Origin of the sequence: Mycobacterium persicum (assembly GCF_002086915.1) — a bacterium.
In the GTDB taxonomy this organism is placed as follows: Bacteria; Actinomycetota; Actinomycetes; order Mycobacteriales; family Mycobacteriaceae; genus Mycobacterium; species Mycobacterium persicum.
The window spans coordinates 4,516,754-4,533,429 of the sequence record NZ_MWQA01000001.1; the positions used below are offsets into that span (position 1 = coordinate 4,516,754).

A 16,676-nucleotide genomic window follows, 5' to 3' on the forward strand; every position below is an offset into this window, starting at 1 on the left:
GAAAGACCGGTTCGGGGCCACGTTTGGCTCACCACATCGGCGCGTGCATTATGTCGAGTCAAGTTACGCCTGAACGTCAGACTAACGGGCACTGACACGCGGACGGGGGCAGCGGGTTCGCACCACCCGCTTCCATGCGAAGTGGGCGAGCGCCGCGCTGCGTCGACCGGCGCGGCAGTCACGTTGGGAGACAGCGCAAGACAGCCGCTGTGCCCGCCGGTGTTGGCTTCGACTCGAGCGACGAGATGTCGACGCACTGGGGCACGGTGTACCCGGACAGTGCAGGTGGCCTGACAAGATGACCTGGTGCAGTTCGAGTCGAGTAGCCAGGGTTGCGTATGGCGTTGCGGTGAGCCACAGGACGACTTCGAGTTCGACCGGATCTCCGACTACCTCGTCGAGGACGACACCTTGGTGTGGGTCGACTTGTGCGACCCGGACCACGACACATTGCGCGAGCTAGCGGCCGAACTCGGCCTGAACCCCTGGGCTGTCGAAGACGCCGTGGCAGTGGCCGAACGTGTCAAGGCCACCGCGTACGACACCCACACGTTCTTCACCGTCTATGCCGTCGACGTCAGCTTCGTTGCCAACGCCGGCGCCGGCACCGATCGCCAGCCGATGCTGGCGATGCACCGGATTTCGGCGTTCGTGCTCGCCCGGGGGTTGATCACGGTGCGCCTGACACGCGACTTCGACATGGCACGGGTCACCCGACAGTGGCGGGACATCGGAGGCCAGCGACACGGTGTCGGCGCATTGGTGCACGGTTTGCTCGATGTCGTGGTCGACAGTCATTTCGCGGCGGTGGAGGCCCTCGACGACTGCATTGAAGCCATCGAGGACGAGCTGTTCGACGGCAACTCACGCCAGGCGGACTTTCAGCGCCGAACATTCCAGTTGCGCAGAGACCTGGTGAACCTGCGGCGAGTTGCGCTGCCGATGCGCGAGGTCGTCAACTCCATCCAGCATCACCGGTTGCAGGCCCCGCAGGCCGAAGCTGCCCGAGAACTCGACCCGCTCTACGCCGACCTGTACGACCACGTACTTCGGGTGTCGGAATGGACCGAGTCGTTGCGTGACATGGTCACAACCATTTTCGAAACGAATCTGTCCCTGCAGGATGCCCGGTTGAACACCGTGATGAAGAAGCTGACCGGATGGGCGGCCATCATCGCGGTCCCGACCGCGATCACTGGCTATTATGGCCAGAACATCCCCTATCCCGGCTTCGGCTCCCTGTCGGGTTTCTTCGTCAGCACCAGCGTGATCATCGTCTTGATGATCGTGCTTTATGTGACGTTTAGGCGTCGCGACTGGCTTTGACGGCTCCCGACGTGAAGTCGCCCGAGGAGCGGATTGAATGTCGTTGTCACCAGAGGTTGCCTTATGAGGTGGACTTCCACTCCTTGACCTTGCCCTACCTTGGTAAGTGAGGGGATGCGTGCTGTGAATACAGCGTTCACACCTGCGATTATTGACTTCGAGATCTACCTGCTTATGACGATGAAGCTAAGGATCTCAATGTCGCGCAAACAAGCTCAGCTAGAAGCCAAACTGGCTGAACACAGGCTCTCCATAGACGATGCGGAATGTATACATAAGCGGGTAGCCGAGGTTCTTGGCGATGAAGCCTCTTACCTCGGAAATATGAAGAATTTGCTATGGGTTGTGAACCAGGATGCCCCATCTTTGAAATTTAGCAGCGTATTGTGGCCCGGATTTGACTTCAACGCCGTTACCGATGAAGACGGGTTGATTGAGTCGGCACGGTATTGGCATATAAGGCGCAATTCGCACAGATTCAATTCTCCGACCGAAGTACCCATTTGGGGCATGGACGTTACCGAGTTCACGGAGCATTTTGGCCCCATGCGGGATGGCCGTCAGTGGCCGTTGTTTGACAAGTTTCTCCCCGCATACGAGGAGTACGAATTTCCATGGGTGGGGGAAAGTTATGGTGCCGGATTCAGTTGGGGGCTCTTCATGTTTTCGGCGAAGTCGTGGCCTGAAGATTGAGAGGGTTCAGCTAGAATCCCGCACCGTTGGGAACCCTCTTCGAGCTTTCAGCTAAGCAGGAACACTGGCCCGCCTGTTACGAGGAAGGGGCTGCGGGAACAACGGCCATCCCCGCGGAGGCCGCTTTCGGTGACCGGCTGCTCGCCGGCCAACGCGCACACGATTTCCATCATCGCCAGCCGGCTAACGGCGTTCCCATAGTGTGTGCAAGACATACGGGAGAGCCGGCTGTCGCTGGATCAGGTCGGCGTCATCGCCGCACGCGGCGGCGCGAGATTTGATGCACGCGCAGCTGGCCCGGGTCGCCACGGTCACTCAGCTGCGCACCGCGCTCAAGCTGGGAGACTTTCTTTACCGCTATCGAGGTTCTTCGCCTGTGTCGCGGACTGGCGGCAGCTCATAGCTCTGGAGCTCTGCAACGAGCTTGGCGACGACTTCCTGTACATAGACCTCGTCGTCTTGAGTCAGCCGGAAACGTCCTTCATCTAGCATCGATGCATAAATGATTTCGAGCTGGCCCCACAGCCGGAGCAACGAGCTGGTCCAGGATGGATCCGCGACTTCTTCGAGAGATCGGATTACCGACTCCAAGTCGCGATCTAGCCGTTCAAGTGCGGAAAAATTGCCATCGTAATGGTTGATTGAATCAAGCGCCAGTTGCCGGAGATAAGCGATCCGGTCGCGAGAATCCTCATGGTTTGTCAAGGTCGTAGATCCCCGAAGATCACGGTAATGATGGTACCGTCGGCAGCTTGGATGACGCTGATATGGTTGTCGGGATCATAGAAAACTGTCCTGCCTCCTCTGCTTGGCGCACGCAGACCGTTTGAAGCGCATTTTCCACGACGCTCACCGGAATGCCTCTACCCTGCATTTGGTCAAGAGCGTGTCCGCTGAAAGATCTCCCGTCGATCGTCGTAGGAGCATTCGTTCCGGGGCGGACATCCATTGGGCCGCCGCGCTGACCAGTGGGCGTCGATGGATCTGGTGACGGTGCGTGCGGTTGTTCTGGTGCTGGTTGTGTCCAGTATGGGATGTCGGCGCGGGCGGCGTCTTTGGCGGGCGTGTATTGCACGTTCGCGGCATCTAATTGGCGCTCGAGTTGCGCCTTTAATGAGTTGTAATACCAGGCTTCTTGGTTATAGGCGTTTACCGCGTTCCAATCGGCAGGGTTGGGCGGATTCAAGTTGTGGTGGTCGATATCGTATGTCAACTTGTTGTAGGCGTCGCGTGTCGCTTGCAGCGAGGCCGGTGGCGGTGGGCTGGCCCAAGGCGGAATGGGCGGCGGACCCTGCGGGGGTTTACCCGGCGGCGGAGACGGTGGCGGCGGTGGTTGCGGAGCAAGTGGTATCGGCGTCGGCGGCGCCTGGGGTGCTGGGCCAGCCCCGGTACCCAGCATCTGGGCGCCCGGGCCCCCGGAGCCGTGAGGGCCGTTGCTACCGGTGGCCGGCCCCGGTGGGCCGCCCGGCGGCGCATCCGGCTGGGGTGCTGATGGCGGGGACGCCGCAGGTTGCGGTGGGGGTGGGGAGTTGAGGGTGGTGACCGGGCCGCCCAGCGTGGCCGCGTTGAGCATGCCCGCGGGTGCGCTGCTGCCGGCCCGCTCGACCGGTGGTGGGGCAAAACCGTCGCCGGTGGGCCGAACGTAGCTGGTGAAACCGGCACCCGGATAACCGCTGACCCCACCAGGCCCCAGCTCCGATCCAGGCGGGGTCAAGGCGCCGGCGCGGCTCTGCAGCGCCTCGGCGAGCTGCGCCGAGGCCGGCCCCTCACCGGCAGGGGGAGCGCCGGTGGGGGCGCCAACTACCCCGGCCGGTGAGATCCTTGCGAACATCCCCACCGCAGCCTGCGGCGCCGGATGCACTGTCGGAGCCGCGATCGGGGTGCCCGCCACCGAGGCCGCCTTCGGGGCGGCCGACGGCACAGCATCTCCCAGCGCGGCCACTGACGGGGTGAGCACCGCGTGGATGGCTTGCTCGCTGGCGCGCAGGGTTGCCCCGGCCGCGCTGATCGCCCCGGCTTCGCCCCACCCCGCCGCCGCAGCCGCCAGTGATGCTCCGGGCACCGCCGGCGGAAACGGCACCATGATCGCCGCGGCGGCAGCGCGCAACGCCGCCCCATAGGCCGCACCCGCAGCCGCGTTATGCGGCCACATCTGCCCGTAATACTCGACGTTCAACGCCACGATCTTCGGGGTCAACGCCCCCCACACCAACGGGTTAATCTGCTGCGCAGCGGCCTCATCCACCCGATTAGCCGCCGCCTCCTCGGCGGTGACCATCGACGCCACCGCGCTCTGATGAGCACCCGCCGCCGCCACCACCTGGGCCGCCTTGTCCACCAGCGCCGCCGCCAGCAGCTCATGCTGAGCATCCAGCGCACCGTGGGTGACCGCCGAGGCCGCCGCCCCCACCCCGCGCCAACCGGTGCCGTAGGTGGCCGCCCCACTGACTGCCGAGGCCGCCACCACCGCCTGCACCTACGCCGCCTGCGCGCTCAACGTGTCGGCATAAGCCAACGTCGAAGCTGGACCAGACCCTGAGGCCAACGCCGCATAGTTGGCCTCCGGGGAAAACGCCGACCAGGGATGGCCCACCACAATCCCCTAATCCCTACTGGGCCAGGGCCGCCGCTCGCATCGCCTCACTAGCCACCGTGATCCCGGCCGCCACCGACTGCGCATCAGAAAACATCCCCCGCGCCGCGGCATGCTCAGCAGCGGCGCTCACATACGCTGCTCCCACCGCGGCCAGCGCCGCAGCGAACGCCGCCGAATCAGCATCCACTCCCATTGGCACCACCCCCACCAACATCGGCGCCCCCGCGGCAATCCCCACACCCTGCTGCGCCGCCAACCCCGCCTGGGCTAGCACCGAAACCCCCACCACCGCCGGCTCCATCGCAAACACCATCACCCACCGCCTCCGACTCACCGCCCGCAGACAAACGTCAGCCGATCCTAAACCGCACCCGCCAACCCCGCAGCACACCACGAACCCCGCGCCAGCCAAGCCCCGAGGCCGGACAAAACCGGCTACGCCCGGAGCCGGCAAGCCAAGAGAATTTGAGGGTAAATTGGCGACTTGCCCCAAACCCCAACCCCAACCACCCAACTAGCGTTGGCCACCCCGGGGCCGGTCACCACCGCCACGGCATCGAAACCCAAACACCATGGGGCATCAAGAAACTCGTTCCGCCACCCGGCCGCCCCATCGCGTCGCGGACACCGCAAGCGCCAACCAACCGCCACCCACCCGCGACCTGAAGACCCCCGCAGCCCCTGATCAACACCCGCGGTAACAGCGCGCACGAAGGATGACACGCGTGAACTTCGGCAAGTTACGACTTTGACGTACCAGGCGGTCTCAGTCGACCGGGTTGGTTAGCGCTACCGGAGCGCTTCGGGTTCTATAGTCTGCGAGCGTGCTTGCCGTTCGTGACGCGCTGGGGCCCGCGCGGGTGCGGCTGCACGGCGGGCCGGTGCTGGCCGAGCTGGAGGCGCGGTTCGGTGCGCCGGCTCGGGTAAAGCTGCTGGCCGGGGAAATCCGCGACGGTGACGGCGCGGTGGTCGACGCCGATACGGTGCTGCCGCCGGGGTCTTTCGTCCACCTGTACCGTGATGTGCCTGACGAAGTTCCCGTGCCCTTTGAGATGCCGGTGTTGTATCAGGACGACGACATCGTCGTCGCGGACAAACCGCACTTCTTGGCGACCATGCCGCGCGGGCGCCACGTCGCCCAGACCGCGCTGGTGCGGCTGCGCTGTGAACTCGGGTTACCCGAGTTGAGCCCCGCGCATCGACTGGACCGGCTGACCGCCGGGGTGCTGCTGTTCACCACCCGGCGCGAGTTGCGTGGCCGCTATCAGACGCTGTTCGCATGCGGTGCGGTGCACAAGACCTACCTGGCTCGGGCGGCGGTCAACCGCGCGGTGGTGCTGCCGCGGGTGGTCCGCAGCCGCATCGTCAAGCGTCGCGGTCAGCTGCAGGCGGTTTGCGAACCCGGCGAGCCGAACGCGGAGACGTTGGTCGAGCTGATCTCACCGGGGGGCTTGTACCGGCTGACGCCGCGTACCGGACGCACCCACCAGCTGCGGGTGCATATGGCGTCACTGGGACTGCCGATCACGGGAGATCCCCTGTACCCCAAGGTGCTCCAGGAAGTCGACGGTGACTTCAGCTCGCCGCTGCAGCTGCTGGCGAAGCGCATCGAGTTCGACGATCCGCTCACCGGCTCGCGCCGTGAGTTCATCAGCCGCCGAGAGGGAATCTGGTCATGAGTGAAGACAGCGCACTGGTCATCGTCGCCGGGTATCAGGACATTGATTCGGCCCGGAGCGATTTCGAGAACCTCACCGGCCGGGCCAACGCCAAGACGGTCCCGCTGCAGGGCGCGGTGCTGATCGGTAAGGACGACGAGGGCAATCCGGTGCTGCTCGACACCGGGAATCGTCTCGGTCGCCGCGGCGCCAAATGGGGCGCGGGTGTCGGCTTGGCGGTGGGCTTGTTCTCGCCGGCGCTGCTGGCCGCTGGGTTGGTGGGCGCCGCGACCGGAGCAGTGGCCGGCACCTTCGCCCACCATCGGATCAAGAGCGGGCTGGCCGACAAGATCGGGCAAGCGCTGTCGGCGGGCAGTGCCGTCATCATCGTCGTGACACCGGCGCCGGGCCGGCTTCCGGTGGAGCAGACCCTGGCCGGTTCGCCGATGAAATCGGTTGCAGAACTCAGTCATTCGACATTACGAAGCCTGGGCGCAGCACTGCAAGAAGCGATGGGCAAGTTCAATCCCGACCGTACGAAGCTGCCGATACCGCAGCGTAGCTTCGGCGGCACGATCGGTCGCACCATGGCAGAGTCCGTCGGCGACTGGACGATAGTCCCCGGCCCGAGCGCGCCGGACAATGCGCCCAATGTCTTGATCGTGCTGATCGACGACGCCGGGTTCGGCGGACCGGACACCTTCGGCGGCGGCATCCGAACGCCGGCACTGTCGCGGGTGGCGCAGAACGGGTTGGCCTACAACCGTTTCCATGTCACCGCGGTGTGCTCGCCGACCCGCTCGGCGCTGCTGACCGGGCGCAACCATCACCGGGTGGGATTTGGATCGGTGTGTGAATTCCCAGGTCCGTTTCCCGGTTATTCGACGGTCAAGCCGCAGAGTTGTGCCGCGCTGCCCCGGATCCTGCGTGACAACGGCTATGTGACCGCGGCATTCGGCAAGTGGCATCTGACTCCGGACAACGTTCAGGGAGCATCCGGGCCGTTCGACAACTGGCCGCTGGGTTGGGGATTCGACCATTTCTGGGGTTTCCCCAGCGGCGCCGCGGGCCAGTACGACCCGATCATCACGCAGGACAATTCGGTTATCGGCATACCCGAGGGTCCAGCCGAAGAAGACGGCAAGCCCTACTTCTTCCCCGACGATCTCACCGACAAGGCCGTCGAATGGCTGCACACGGTACGGGCCCAGAACGCCACCAAGCCGTGGCTGCTGTACTACTCGACCGGCGCCACGCACGCACCGCACCACGTGTTCAAGGAGTGGGCCGACAAGTACCGCGGCCAGTTCGACGAGGGCTGGGATGTGTACCGGCAGAAGACGTTTGAACGGCAGAAGCAGCTGGGGATCATTCCGCCGGACACCGAGCTGACCGAGCGGCCCGACCTGTTCCCGGCCTGGGAGAGCTTGTCGGATACCCAGAAGAAGCTCTACGCCCGGCAGATGGAGGTGTTCGCCGGCTTCTCCGAAAACGCGGACTGGAACGTCGGCCGGCTGCTGGATGCCATCGAGGATCTCGGCGAGGCCGACAACACGCTGGTCTTCTACATCTGGGGCGACAACGGGGCCAGCATGGAGGGCACCAACACCGGCTCGTTCAACGAGATGACGTTCCTCAACGGCCTGGATCTCGACGCCGATCAGCAGCTGGCGCTCATCGAGCAATACGGCGGTGTCGAAGCTCTCGGCGACGAGTTCACCGCACCGCATTTCGCGAGTGGCTGGGCGCACGCCAACAACACGCCCTTCCAATGGGGTAAGCAGATGGCCAGCCATCTCGGAGGGACCCGCGATCCGATGGTGGTGGCCTGGCCGGCCCGGATCCGGCCCGACGGCCAGGTCCGCGGCCAGTTCACCCACTGTATCGACATCGCGCCAACTGTGTTGGCGGCCATCGGTTTACCGGAGCCGATCAGTGTCGACGGCTTCGAGCAGGAGCCGATGGACGGAACCAGTTTCCTGTACACCTTCGACCCGAGCATGGGGCCGGAGGCCGAAGAGCGCCACACCGTGCAGTACTTCGAAAACTTCGGCAGCCGCGCCATTTACCGCGACGGCTGGTGGGCCTGTGCTCGGCTGGACCGGGCGCCGTGGGACCTGTCGCCGCAGACGATGCAGCGCTTCGCGCCCGGGAATTACGACCCCGACCAGGACATCTGGGAGCTGTACTATCTGCCCGACGACTTCTCCCAGGCCAACAACCTGGCGGCCGAACATCCGGACAAGCTGGCCGAACTGCGGCAGCTGTGGTGGCAGGAAGCCGAACGCAACCGGGTGCTGCCGTTGCTGGGCGGGCTGGCCGTGATGTTCGGTGAATTGCCGCCACTGCCCACCACCACCCGCTTCGCCTTCCAGGGAGACGTGCAGAACATCCAGCGCGGCATGGTCCCGCGCATCTTTGGCCGCTCCTACGCGATCGAGGGACGGCTGCACATCCCCGACACCGGGGCGCAGGGCGTGATCGTCGCCAACGCCGACTTCATGGGCGGGTTCGCGCTGTGGGTTGACGAGCAGCAGCGGCTGCATCACACCTACTCCTTCCTCGGCGTCGAGACCTATCGACAGGTATCGACGGAGCCGCTGCCCGCCGGCGACGTCACGGCGCGGCTGCTCTTCGAAACCGAGCAGCCCGTGGTGGGCTCCGGCGGCAAGGTGACGCTGTGGGCCGACGACCGATTGATCGGCGAGGGTCGGCTGCCCCAAACGGTGAGTCTGTCGTTTACGTCCTACGCCGGGATGGACATCGGCCGCGACAACGGGCTGGTGGTCGACCGCGACTACGAAGACAAGGCGCCGTACGCGTTCACCGGAACCGTCAAAGAGGTGATCTTCGACCTCAAGCCCGTTCATCCCGAAGCCGAGAAGGCGTTACACGAACACGCTTCGGTGCAGGCCGTCGGTCAGGGTGCGGCGGGCTGACCCGGGCAGGCCTCGAGACAACCGGATGGCTCAGGTCGAGGTGTGGTGATGTCTGGGGCAATACGCGGCGACGCTCAGGCCGACAAAGTATCCGGCGTGATAGCCGTCCAAGTTGCCGCCCTTGGCTAGGTCATTCGCGACGTCGGCCTTGTGCCTGCCCTGATCGAGTTCATCGCACACCTGGTGGCCGGCCATGATAGCGGTCTGCGGCGATGCGAAGTTGATGCCTTTGGCCTTCACCGCATTGAGGAACGCGGCATCGACCCCGTCGGCTTGTGCCGTCGGGGTGCCCAGTTCGGCTAGGCAAAACAGCGCGACTACCAGGATGAGGCGCACCGGCAGCGTTCGGGCGGTTCCGCTCTGCCGCATCAGGCTGGTCGCCATCGCTGGAACCTCCCGCTGACAAATCCAACGGCATGCCACGCCGCCTGCGATCATTACCCGGCGTAATCGGACGTGCGAACTCCTTGCTGCGGGCCGCGCGTTAGCCAAAGTTGCGATGGCCTGACCTCGTCGGTCCACGGCTATGGCCAGTGTTCTTCGGTTGTTGGTAAAGCGTGAGCAAAGCCTCACCACCTTTGGTGGCGTCGGCATGTCGCGACCGTATACCAGGTGGAAACTGTCGATGAAATCGTGAATCATATTGTGCCCAGGCATGGTTGGGCCCAAAGTTCGTATACCCGATGTGGTTACCATGCCTCATGGCTGGGAGGAAGACAGCAGTTTGGCGGGCCGCAGATCGGTCGGCAGCGATTGTCCCTTTCGGGCTGTCCTCACGAGTTCCACGGAAGCGCAGCCGATTCTGGACCACCCTGGGCAGCCTCGGCTTTGCAGTGATGTTGACGGCATGTGGCAGCGACAACACTTTAGGAGCAGATGCGGCAACAGTAACGCCGTCGAGCAAAGTCGCTTGCGGCGGTAAGCCGACGCTGAAGGCAAGCGGTTCCACCGCTCAGGAAAACGCAATGGTGAGATTTACCAAGGATTTCGAACGCGCCTGCCCGGGGCAGTCGGTGAATTACACGCCCAACGGTTCCGGTGCCGGCATTAGTGAGTTCACGGGCGGCCAAACCGATTTCGGAAGCTCCGATTCACCGCTGAACAAAGAGGAGTATGCCAGCGCGGAGCAACGGTGCGGCTCGCCCGCGTGGAACTTGCCCGTGGCGTTCGGGCCCATCGCGATTACCTATCACGTCACGAGCCTGGCGTCGCTGAGCCTCGACGGTCCGACCGCGGCCAAGATCTTCAACGGCGGCATCATGACCTGGAGCGATCCTGCGATTCAGGCGCTCAACCCCGGCGTCACCCTGCCAGATGAACCAATTCGAGTCGTGTTCCGCAGCGACGAATCCGGAACCACCGACAACTTCCAGAGATACCTCGATACCGCTTCCAACGGCGCATGGGGCAGGGGGGCGGGCAAGCGGTTCAACGGCGACGCCGGCGAGGGCGTCAAAGGCAACGACGGCGCCGCCGCGGCCGTCAGCCGCACCGAAGGATCGATCGGCTACGTGGAATGGTCGTTCGCCCGGGCGCGACAGCTGGGCATGGCCAAGATCATCACGTCGGCGGGCCCGGATCCGGTGGCCATAGGCGCCGACTCGGTGGGCAAAACGATTTCGGCTGCCTGGTTCATCGGGGAAGGCAACGACCTCGCATTCGACACCATCTCGTTCTACCGGCCGAACCGGCCCGGCTCCTACCCAATCGTGTTGGCGACATACGAGATCGTGTGCTCGAAGTATCCCGATGACCAGGTCGGTATCGCCGTCAGGGCATTTTTGCAGAGTGCGATCGATGCCGACCAGCGTGGTCTGCAGGACAGCGGATATGTCCCCGTTCCCGCCGAGTTCAAGACCCGACTGTCGACCGCGGTCAGCGCCGTCTCGTGATCGGTGGTCCTTCCTACCGGCGGGGAACGCTGGTCTGCGCCCGGAACGGCGACCCTCAACCGACCAGCGATTTTCCCGCCTTGACCAGTGCAATGTCGCATCCAATCACCCCGCTTAGTCAATGTGAGATGTCATGGATTTCATAAGCCTGCCGCCCGAGATCACCTCGGCGCTAATCCATTCGGGACCTGGCCCGCAGTCACTGCTCGAGGCTTCCGACGCGTGGCAGCGGCTCGGCGCCGATGTGGAAGAGTCTGCCGGCGCGTATGCCCCGGTGCTGTCTGCGCTGACCGGCTCCTGGCAGGGCCCATCCTCGCGGGCGATGGTTGAGGCCATCGGCCCATACCTTGCCTGGCTGCGTGTCACCGCACAGCAATGTCGGCAGCTGGGCTCCTCGGCCCAGGTTGCTGCGGCAGCATTCGACTCCGCGCTATCGGCGATGGTTCATCCCTCCGAGGTCGGCGCCAACCGGATCCAGCTGGCAAAGCTATTGGCCACCAACGGATTCGGCAGAAACCTCGCGGCAATTGCCGATACCGAGAACCAGTACCACGCCATGTGGGTGAATAATGCGGCGGCCATGTACCGGTATGCGGCCGCCACGGCGCAAGCTCTGGTGCTACCCCAGTTCGTTTCGCCGCCGGCCATCGCGGCTCCCGGGGGAGTGGCTGCTCAAGCCACGCGGGTGGCAGCCGCCGCCGCAGCGCCGGCCCCCGCTGCACCCGCCGCCGCTGCCTCTCCGGTAGATGCGGTTTTGCAAGCGTTTGGGGTCGCCTTCGACCCCAACAGCGGCTGGTTCGGGCTGGCGAATACGTACGCCAACCAGTTCATTTCGTCCGGGTTTCCCATCAACCTGCTCAGCTACCTGGCGCAAAACACGTCAGCCCAGGCACTGCAATCGGTGGCACCCGACATCGCCGAGGGCCTATCGGAGGGCGAATCGGCGCTGGGGATGTCGGCCGCTAATTTTTCCAGCGCGGCCAGAGCCCTGGGGGCAGCGGAAGCACCCGCGGCAGCGTTGGGCGTCGGGGTGTCGATGGGCAACCTGACCGCACCGCCCGCGGTGGTCGGGCTGTTGGCCGCTTCCCACACGCCGGTGCAGCTGGCCTCGGCGGTGTCCCCTCTGCCCGCGGGGGATTCCGGATTCCCGATGCTCCCGCCACTGATGCCGCCGCCGATTTCGGCCGGTAGTGGTTGGCGTAAGAGGAAACAACCAAAGTACGAGGACCTCGAATACGGTGTGGAGCTCAAGGGCACCGTGATGCCGCGACCGCCGTCGGCGGGCTGATCGGACCGTATCACCGGCAACACTTCGAAAACGGTCGGCATGGGCCGTCGTCGCAAACCCCGGCAAACGCGGCGATGTCGAAACGCGCCGAGGTCCCCGACAAGAAGCGGGTCACACGCGTGGACTGCAGGTCATGCGGGGACCCGCTGTCGGAACGAGTTTTCGGGCTGCTTGAACCGCTGCTATTCGGGTAGTCGCCGACGATGGAATCTGGGAAGGCATTGGACGTCATGGCAATCACCGTCACGTTCATCGGCAACGCCACCACGCTGATCGGCGCCGGTGGCCTGACCGTGCTGACCGATCCGAACTTCCTGCATCGGGGGCAGCACGCCTACCTGGGCTACGGGCTGGTGTCCAAGCGGCTGCGGGAGCCGGCGTTGAGCATCGATCAACTGCCGCCGATCGACGCCATTGTCCTGTCGCACATGCACGGCGATCACTGGGACCGGGTGGCGCAACGGGGCCTCGATCACGACCTGCCCGTCGTCACCACTCCGCATGCCGCCAAACGGCTGCGTCGTCGCGGTTTCCGGCACGCATTCGGCCTGCCCACTTGGCAGCGGCAAACGATCAGCAACGCCGGCGTCAGGCTGACCATGACATCGCTGCCCGGCCGGCACGCGCCGCTGGGAATTCATCGGCTGCTGCCGCCGGTCATGGGCACCATGCTCGAATTCACATCCGCCGACTCTTCGATGCTGCGCCGACTGTATGTCTCCGGCGACACCTTGCTCGTCGAGGAGCTCAACGAGATTCCCCGTCGTTTCGATTCGATCGATCTGGGCGTGCTGCACCTGGGCGGGACCCGGCTGCCGGCCGGCCGCCGACTGCACTTCGGCCTGACCGTGACCATGGACGCACGCCAGGGCACGGGATTGGTGCAGTTGCTCGGGCTGCCGACGCTGATCCCCATCCACTTCGACGACTACGGTGTCTTCGCATCGCCGCTGGCCGACTTCATCCGCGAGATGAGGCGCCGTGGTCTGGCCGACCGAATCATCGAATTGGAGCGCGGCGCTTCGGTAACCGTGTGAATTCCCGAGGTGGCCAACCGTAACGCGGCGGCGATCGGTAACTTGGCCGTCATGCCGTGGGTGCGATGGTTCTTGTCGCTCGTTCTCGTGGCATGCCTGGGCGGCTGCGGAGAACAGCACGTGTCGGCGGCACGTTCTCGAGATCAGGCCGGGACATTCCAGTTCGGCGGCCTGAAGCGAACCTATATCGTGCATTCGCCGCCGGGCGCGCCGGTGGGATTGGTGCTCAACCTGCACGGGGGTGGTGGTACCGGCGCCGGTCAGCAGAGCCTGTCAGCCTTCGACCCCGTCGCCGACGCCAACAATCTGCTGGTGGTCTATCCCGACGGCTACGACAAGAGCTGGGCCGACGGGCGGGGAGCCTCGCCGGCGGACCGCCGCCATCTCGACGACGTCGGCTTTCTGGTCGCGTTGGTGGGCAAGCTGCAAAGCGAGTTTTCGGTTCCCGCCGGCCACGTCTTTGCCACCGGAATGTCCAACGGAGGATTCATGTCCAACCGGTTGGCGTGCGACCGCGCCGACGTGTTCGCCGCGATCGCGCCGATCTCCGGCACGCTGGGCGTCGGTGTGGCCTGCAATCCGTCGCGGCCGGTCTCGGTGATGGAGGCGCACGGCACCGCCGATCCGGTGGTGCCGTTCAACGGCGGGAAAGTGCGCGGCCGCGGCGGTCCCAGCCAAGCCATCTCGGCTGCCAGCATGATCGACCGGTGGCGCGCGGTCGACGGATGTCAGGGCGATCCCACGATGGACGAACTGCCCAACGTCGGCGATGGAACCGTGGTACGCCGTTATGACTCGCGGTCATGTGTGGCCGGGACCGAAGTGATCTTCTATCGAATCGACAACGGCGGGCACACCCGGCCCGGCGGCAAGCAGTATCTGCCCAAGACGATCGTCGGTAGCACAACGCGCGCCTTTGACGGGTCGCAAGCCATTGTGCAGTTCTTTATGTCGCACGGCCGGGCCTGAGAGTGCTTTGTTGGATTTGCCTGCGGCACAACTTAACACGATCAGCCACCGCAGCGGCGACGCCGGCGAGGACTTCATCAGCAGTGCCACGCCAGCCGCCGCGGAATAGTACTCGGAAAAGTGCCGGAATCGTGCAATTATGAGCAGCACCACATCTTCCGATGTCAACATGTTGCCGGGTTGGAGGGCCACCATGTCGTATCTCATCGCCGTACCGGACATGTTGACGACAGCAGCCGTCGATGCTGCGGGTATCGCCTCCTCGGTGCGGGCCGCGAACCTGGCTGCATTGGCGCCGACCAGCACGCTGATGGCTGCTGCTGCTGACGAAGTATCGGCGGCGATTGCCTCGCTGTTTTCCGGCCACGCCCAGGCATACCAGGCGCTCAGCGCGCAGGCGGTGGCGTTTCATGAGCAATTTGTGCAGGCATTGGGTGCCGCCAGCGGGGCATATGCGGCCGCCGAGGCGGCCAATGTCAACCCATTGCAGCCCCTCGTTAACGACATCTTCGGTGTGATCAATGCGCCCACGAACTTCCTGTTGGGGCGTCCATTGATCGGCGACGGGCTTGACGCCATGCCCGGCACCGGACAACCCGGTGGGGCCGGCGGGATCCTGTGGGGCAACGGCGGCGCGGGTGGGTCGGGTCCGGTGGGCCAGCGGGGAGGGATCGGCGGCAGTGCCGGGTTGATCGGTAACGGTGGCGTCGGCGGCACCGGCGGTATCGGAGGCGGGGCCGGCGGCGCCGGCGGCACGGGCGGCTGGCTGCTGGGTAACGGCGGGGCCGGCGGTACCGGCGGGCTCGGCATAGGATCCATCGCAGCCGGGACCGGCGGGTTGGGCGGAAGAGCGTTGTCCCTGTTTGGTGCCCCGGGAGCCACCGGCAGCGTCGGGGAGCATCCAGCGGTGCTGACGGTGTCTCAACAACAGGCCCTTGCTCTGCTTTCGATGGCGCCGGACGCGAATTTCCTGTTGATCGGCACGGACGGCACCAACCTGGCCGCGATCCTGGCCGACCCCGGCGGCACCCCGAACTTCCACGCGCTGATGACGCAAAGCGTCACCTCCGCGTCGACGATCGTCGGGCACACCAGCATCTCCAACCCGTCGTGGACCACCATCCAGACCGGTGTGTGGAGCGAGACTGCCGGTGTGACCAACAATGTCTACACCGCGTGGACGTACGACACCTGGTCGACGGTGTACAACCAACTCGAGGGCACCTGGGGCGATCAGGTCAACACCACGGTCATCGCCAACTGGCCCGTCATCACCGACATCGCCGGCGCCGGCTCGCACCCGGCCGACCACATCGAATTCGTCCCGCAGATCGCGGGCGACACGAACTGGATAGCGACGCAGAACCTGGTCGGCCAGAAGTCCCAGACCGCGATTCTGGCCGCCGATCCAAACAAGGGCAATCTCATCTTCTCCTACTTCGTAGGGGTCGATGAAAACGCGCACATGTATGGCGGTGATTCGCCGCAGTACCAAGAGGCCATTCGGAACATGGACTACAACCTCGGTCGGCAACTTCCTACGAGTATGGGCGGTTCAGGCCTGTTGGGAGCGGTAGCCGACTGGGAACAGATGCACCCCACCGAGCAATTCTCCACGCTGGTGGTCACCGACCATGGTGAAATCGGACCCCAAAACTTCAGCCTCACTCATGGCTTCCAATCACCCCGTGAGACAGCGACATTCCTGATCTTCGATCAGGCCTTCAATGATGTGAGAGACGGGTATATCAACAACTCCTGGCAAATCGTCAGCACGACGCCGACGATCATGGACCAATTCGGCATTCCGCCGCTGCCGTATATGCAAGGTGCGCCCCTGACGTCCACCGTCTTCGACGGCACTTACGTTAATCCCGGCCCCAACCTGTTCAGTGTGCTCAGCGCCGATTTCGCCGGACAGGGGTATCCGGATATCGCGACCGACCTGAGTCTGGGGTCGCGCACGGTCGCGGCCACGATTCCTTACTTCGTGTACTCCCCGATACAAAACATCGTCGACGCGGTGCCCAGCTTCTTACAGCTACCGGTCTCATGGCTCGGCGCCGCCTTCTACCAGTCGCTCAACATCCCCGCTCAGATCTGGGTCAGGCTCACCGGTGTGACTGGCAACCAAATCATCCCGCCGGTTCTCAACCCCTTCTACCCCTAAGGCTGCGGGTAGCCGCTGGGCCTGCCCGCGGTGGGTGCTGGCCGCCGGGCAGCACCCAATATCTGCCCAGGCGACCGCCCGGGCCACGACGCGCTTTCGACCGGTCAC

Annotated in this window: 13 protein-coding genes and 1 pseudogene; 10 read left to right on the forward strand and 4 right to left on the reverse strand. The window is 64.6% G+C overall.

The window, feature by feature from the left end; genetic code table 11:
* The first annotated feature begins 306 nt into the window (after nt 1–306).
* The 3 genes and pseudogenes from B4U45_RS20615 to B4U45_RS30150 form a co-directional block, all read left to right on the forward strand.
* Nucleotides 307–1,326, forward strand: coding sequence for a magnesium transporter CorA family protein (locus B4U45_RS20615; RefSeq protein ID WP_075547729.1), 1,020 nt, complete (start codon nt 307–309; stop codon nt 1,324–1,326).
* A gap of 114 nt (nt 1,327–1,440) precedes the next feature.
* The gene (locus tag B4U45_RS20620; protein ID WP_082275466.1) at nt 1,441–2,019 is read left to right on the forward strand and encodes a hypothetical protein; all 579 of its coding nucleotides are present in this window, start codon (nt 1,441–1,443) and stop codon (nt 2,017–2,019) included.
* 86 nt (nt 2,020–2,105) lie between these two features.
* Nucleotides 2,106–2,359, forward strand: a pseudogene (locus tag B4U45_RS30150) (hypothetical protein); the annotation flags it as partial.
* 17 nt (nt 2,360–2,376) lie between these two features.
* On the opposite strand, the gene B4U45_RS20625 reads toward B4U45_RS30150, so the two are convergent.
* The 3 genes from B4U45_RS20625 to B4U45_RS29965 all read right to left on the reverse strand — a co-directional run bounded on the left by B4U45_RS20625 (nt 2,377) and on the right by B4U45_RS29965 (nt 4,928).
* Nucleotides 2,377–2,724 (reverse strand): hypothetical protein, encoded by a 348-nt coding sequence (locus B4U45_RS20625; protein ID WP_083155294.1) that lies wholly within the window; start codon nt 2,722–2,724, stop codon nt 2,377–2,379.
* A gap of 19 nt (nt 2,725–2,743) precedes the next feature.
* On the reverse strand, nt 2,744–4,495 hold the full coding sequence (locus tag B4U45_RS20630; protein WP_075547731.1) for a PPE domain-containing protein: 1,752 nt from the start codon (nt 4,493–4,495) through the stop codon (nt 2,744–2,746).
* A gap of 133 nt (nt 4,496–4,628) precedes the next feature.
* Nucleotides 4,629–4,928, reverse strand: a complete 300-nt coding sequence (locus tag B4U45_RS29965) for a hypothetical protein (RefSeq protein WP_075547867.1) — start codon at nt 4,926–4,928, stop codon at nt 4,629–4,631.
* A 511-nt stretch (nt 4,929–5,439) separates the two neighbouring features.
* Between B4U45_RS29965 and B4U45_RS20640 the strand changes: the two genes are divergently transcribed.
* Together B4U45_RS20640 and B4U45_RS20645 are read left to right on the forward strand one after the other, a co-directional pair.
* On the forward strand, nt 5,440–6,294 hold the full coding sequence (locus B4U45_RS20640; RefSeq protein ID WP_075547732.1) for a pseudouridine synthase: 855 nt from the start codon (nt 5,440–5,442) through the stop codon (nt 6,292–6,294).
* On the forward strand, nt 6,291–9,212 hold the full coding sequence (locus B4U45_RS20645; protein ID WP_075547733.1) for a sulfatase-like hydrolase/transferase: 2,922 nt from the start codon (nt 6,291–6,293) through the stop codon (nt 9,210–9,212). The genes B4U45_RS20640 and B4U45_RS20645 overlap by 4 nt, the downstream gene beginning before the upstream one ends.
* Nucleotides 9,213–9,242: 30 nt before the next feature.
* Here B4U45_RS20645 and B4U45_RS20650 read toward each other — a convergent pair whose 3' ends face one another.
* A complete protein-coding gene (locus B4U45_RS20650; RefSeq protein WP_075547734.1) occupies nt 9,243–9,596 on the reverse strand; it encodes a DUF732 domain-containing protein in 354 nt (117 codons plus the stop codon).
* 452 nt (nt 9,597–10,048) lie between these two features.
* Between B4U45_RS20650 and pstS the strand changes: the two genes are divergently transcribed.
* From pstS to B4U45_RS30500, 5 genes are all read left to right on the forward strand, one after another.
* Entirely contained in the window at nt 10,049–11,104 is a 1,056-nt protein-coding gene (pstS, locus tag B4U45_RS20655; RefSeq protein WP_240316588.1) for a phosphate ABC transporter substrate-binding protein PstS, read from the forward strand.
* Between the two features lie 133 nt (nt 11,105–11,237).
* Complete coding sequence (locus B4U45_RS20660) at nt 11,238–12,392, forward strand: PPE family protein (RefSeq protein ID WP_075547735.1); 1,155 nt, start codon at nt 11,238–11,240, stop codon at nt 12,390–12,392.
* A 230-nt stretch (nt 12,393–12,622) separates the two neighbouring features.
* The gene (locus tag B4U45_RS20665) at nt 12,623–13,429 is read left to right on the forward strand and encodes an MBL fold metallo-hydrolase (RefSeq protein WP_075547736.1); all 807 of its coding nucleotides are present in this window, start codon (nt 12,623–12,625) and stop codon (nt 13,427–13,429) included.
* Between the two features lie 51 nt (nt 13,430–13,480).
* Entirely contained in the window at nt 13,481–14,398 is a 918-nt protein-coding gene (locus B4U45_RS20670; RefSeq protein WP_219859499.1) for a CE1 family esterase, read from the forward strand.
* A 193-nt stretch (nt 14,399–14,591) separates the two neighbouring features.
* On the forward strand, nt 14,592–16,568 hold the full coding sequence (locus tag B4U45_RS30500; protein ID WP_075547737.1) for a PE domain-containing protein: 1,977 nt from the start codon (nt 14,592–14,594) through the stop codon (nt 16,566–16,568).
* Nucleotides 16,569–16,676 lie beyond the last annotated feature (108 nt).

Excerpts from the sequence above, each read along its gene's own strand:
- B4U45_RS20620 (WP_082275466.1), top strand. The coding sequence starts at position 1,441 with ATGCGTGCTGTGAATACAGCGTTCACACCTGCGATTATTGACTTCGAG.
- B4U45_RS29965 (WP_075547867.1), bottom strand. The coding sequence starts at position 4,928 with ATGGTGTTTGCGATGGAGCCGGCGGTGGTGGGGGTTTCGGTGCTAGCC.
- B4U45_RS20645 (WP_075547733.1), top strand. The coding sequence starts at position 6,291 with ATGAGTGAAGACAGCGCACTGGTCATCGTCGCCGGGTATCAGGACATT.
- B4U45_RS20650 (WP_075547734.1), bottom strand. The coding sequence starts at position 9,596 with ATGGCGACCAGCCTGATGCGGCAGAGCGGAACCGCCCGAACGCTGCCG.
- pstS (WP_240316588.1), top strand. The coding sequence starts at position 10,049 with ATGTTGACGGCATGTGGCAGCGACAACACTTTAGGAGCAGATGCGGCA.
- B4U45_RS20660 (WP_075547735.1), top strand. The coding sequence starts at position 11,238 with ATGGATTTCATAAGCCTGCCGCCCGAGATCACCTCGGCGCTAATCCAT.
- B4U45_RS20665 (WP_075547736.1), top strand. The coding sequence starts at position 12,623 with ATGGCAATCACCGTCACGTTCATCGGCAACGCCACCACGCTGATCGGC.
- B4U45_RS20670 (WP_219859499.1), top strand. The coding sequence starts at position 13,481 with ATGCCGTGGGTGCGATGGTTCTTGTCGCTCGTTCTCGTGGCATGCCTG.
- B4U45_RS30500 (WP_075547737.1), top strand. The coding sequence starts at position 14,592 with ATGTCGTATCTCATCGCCGTACCGGACATGTTGACGACAGCAGCCGTC.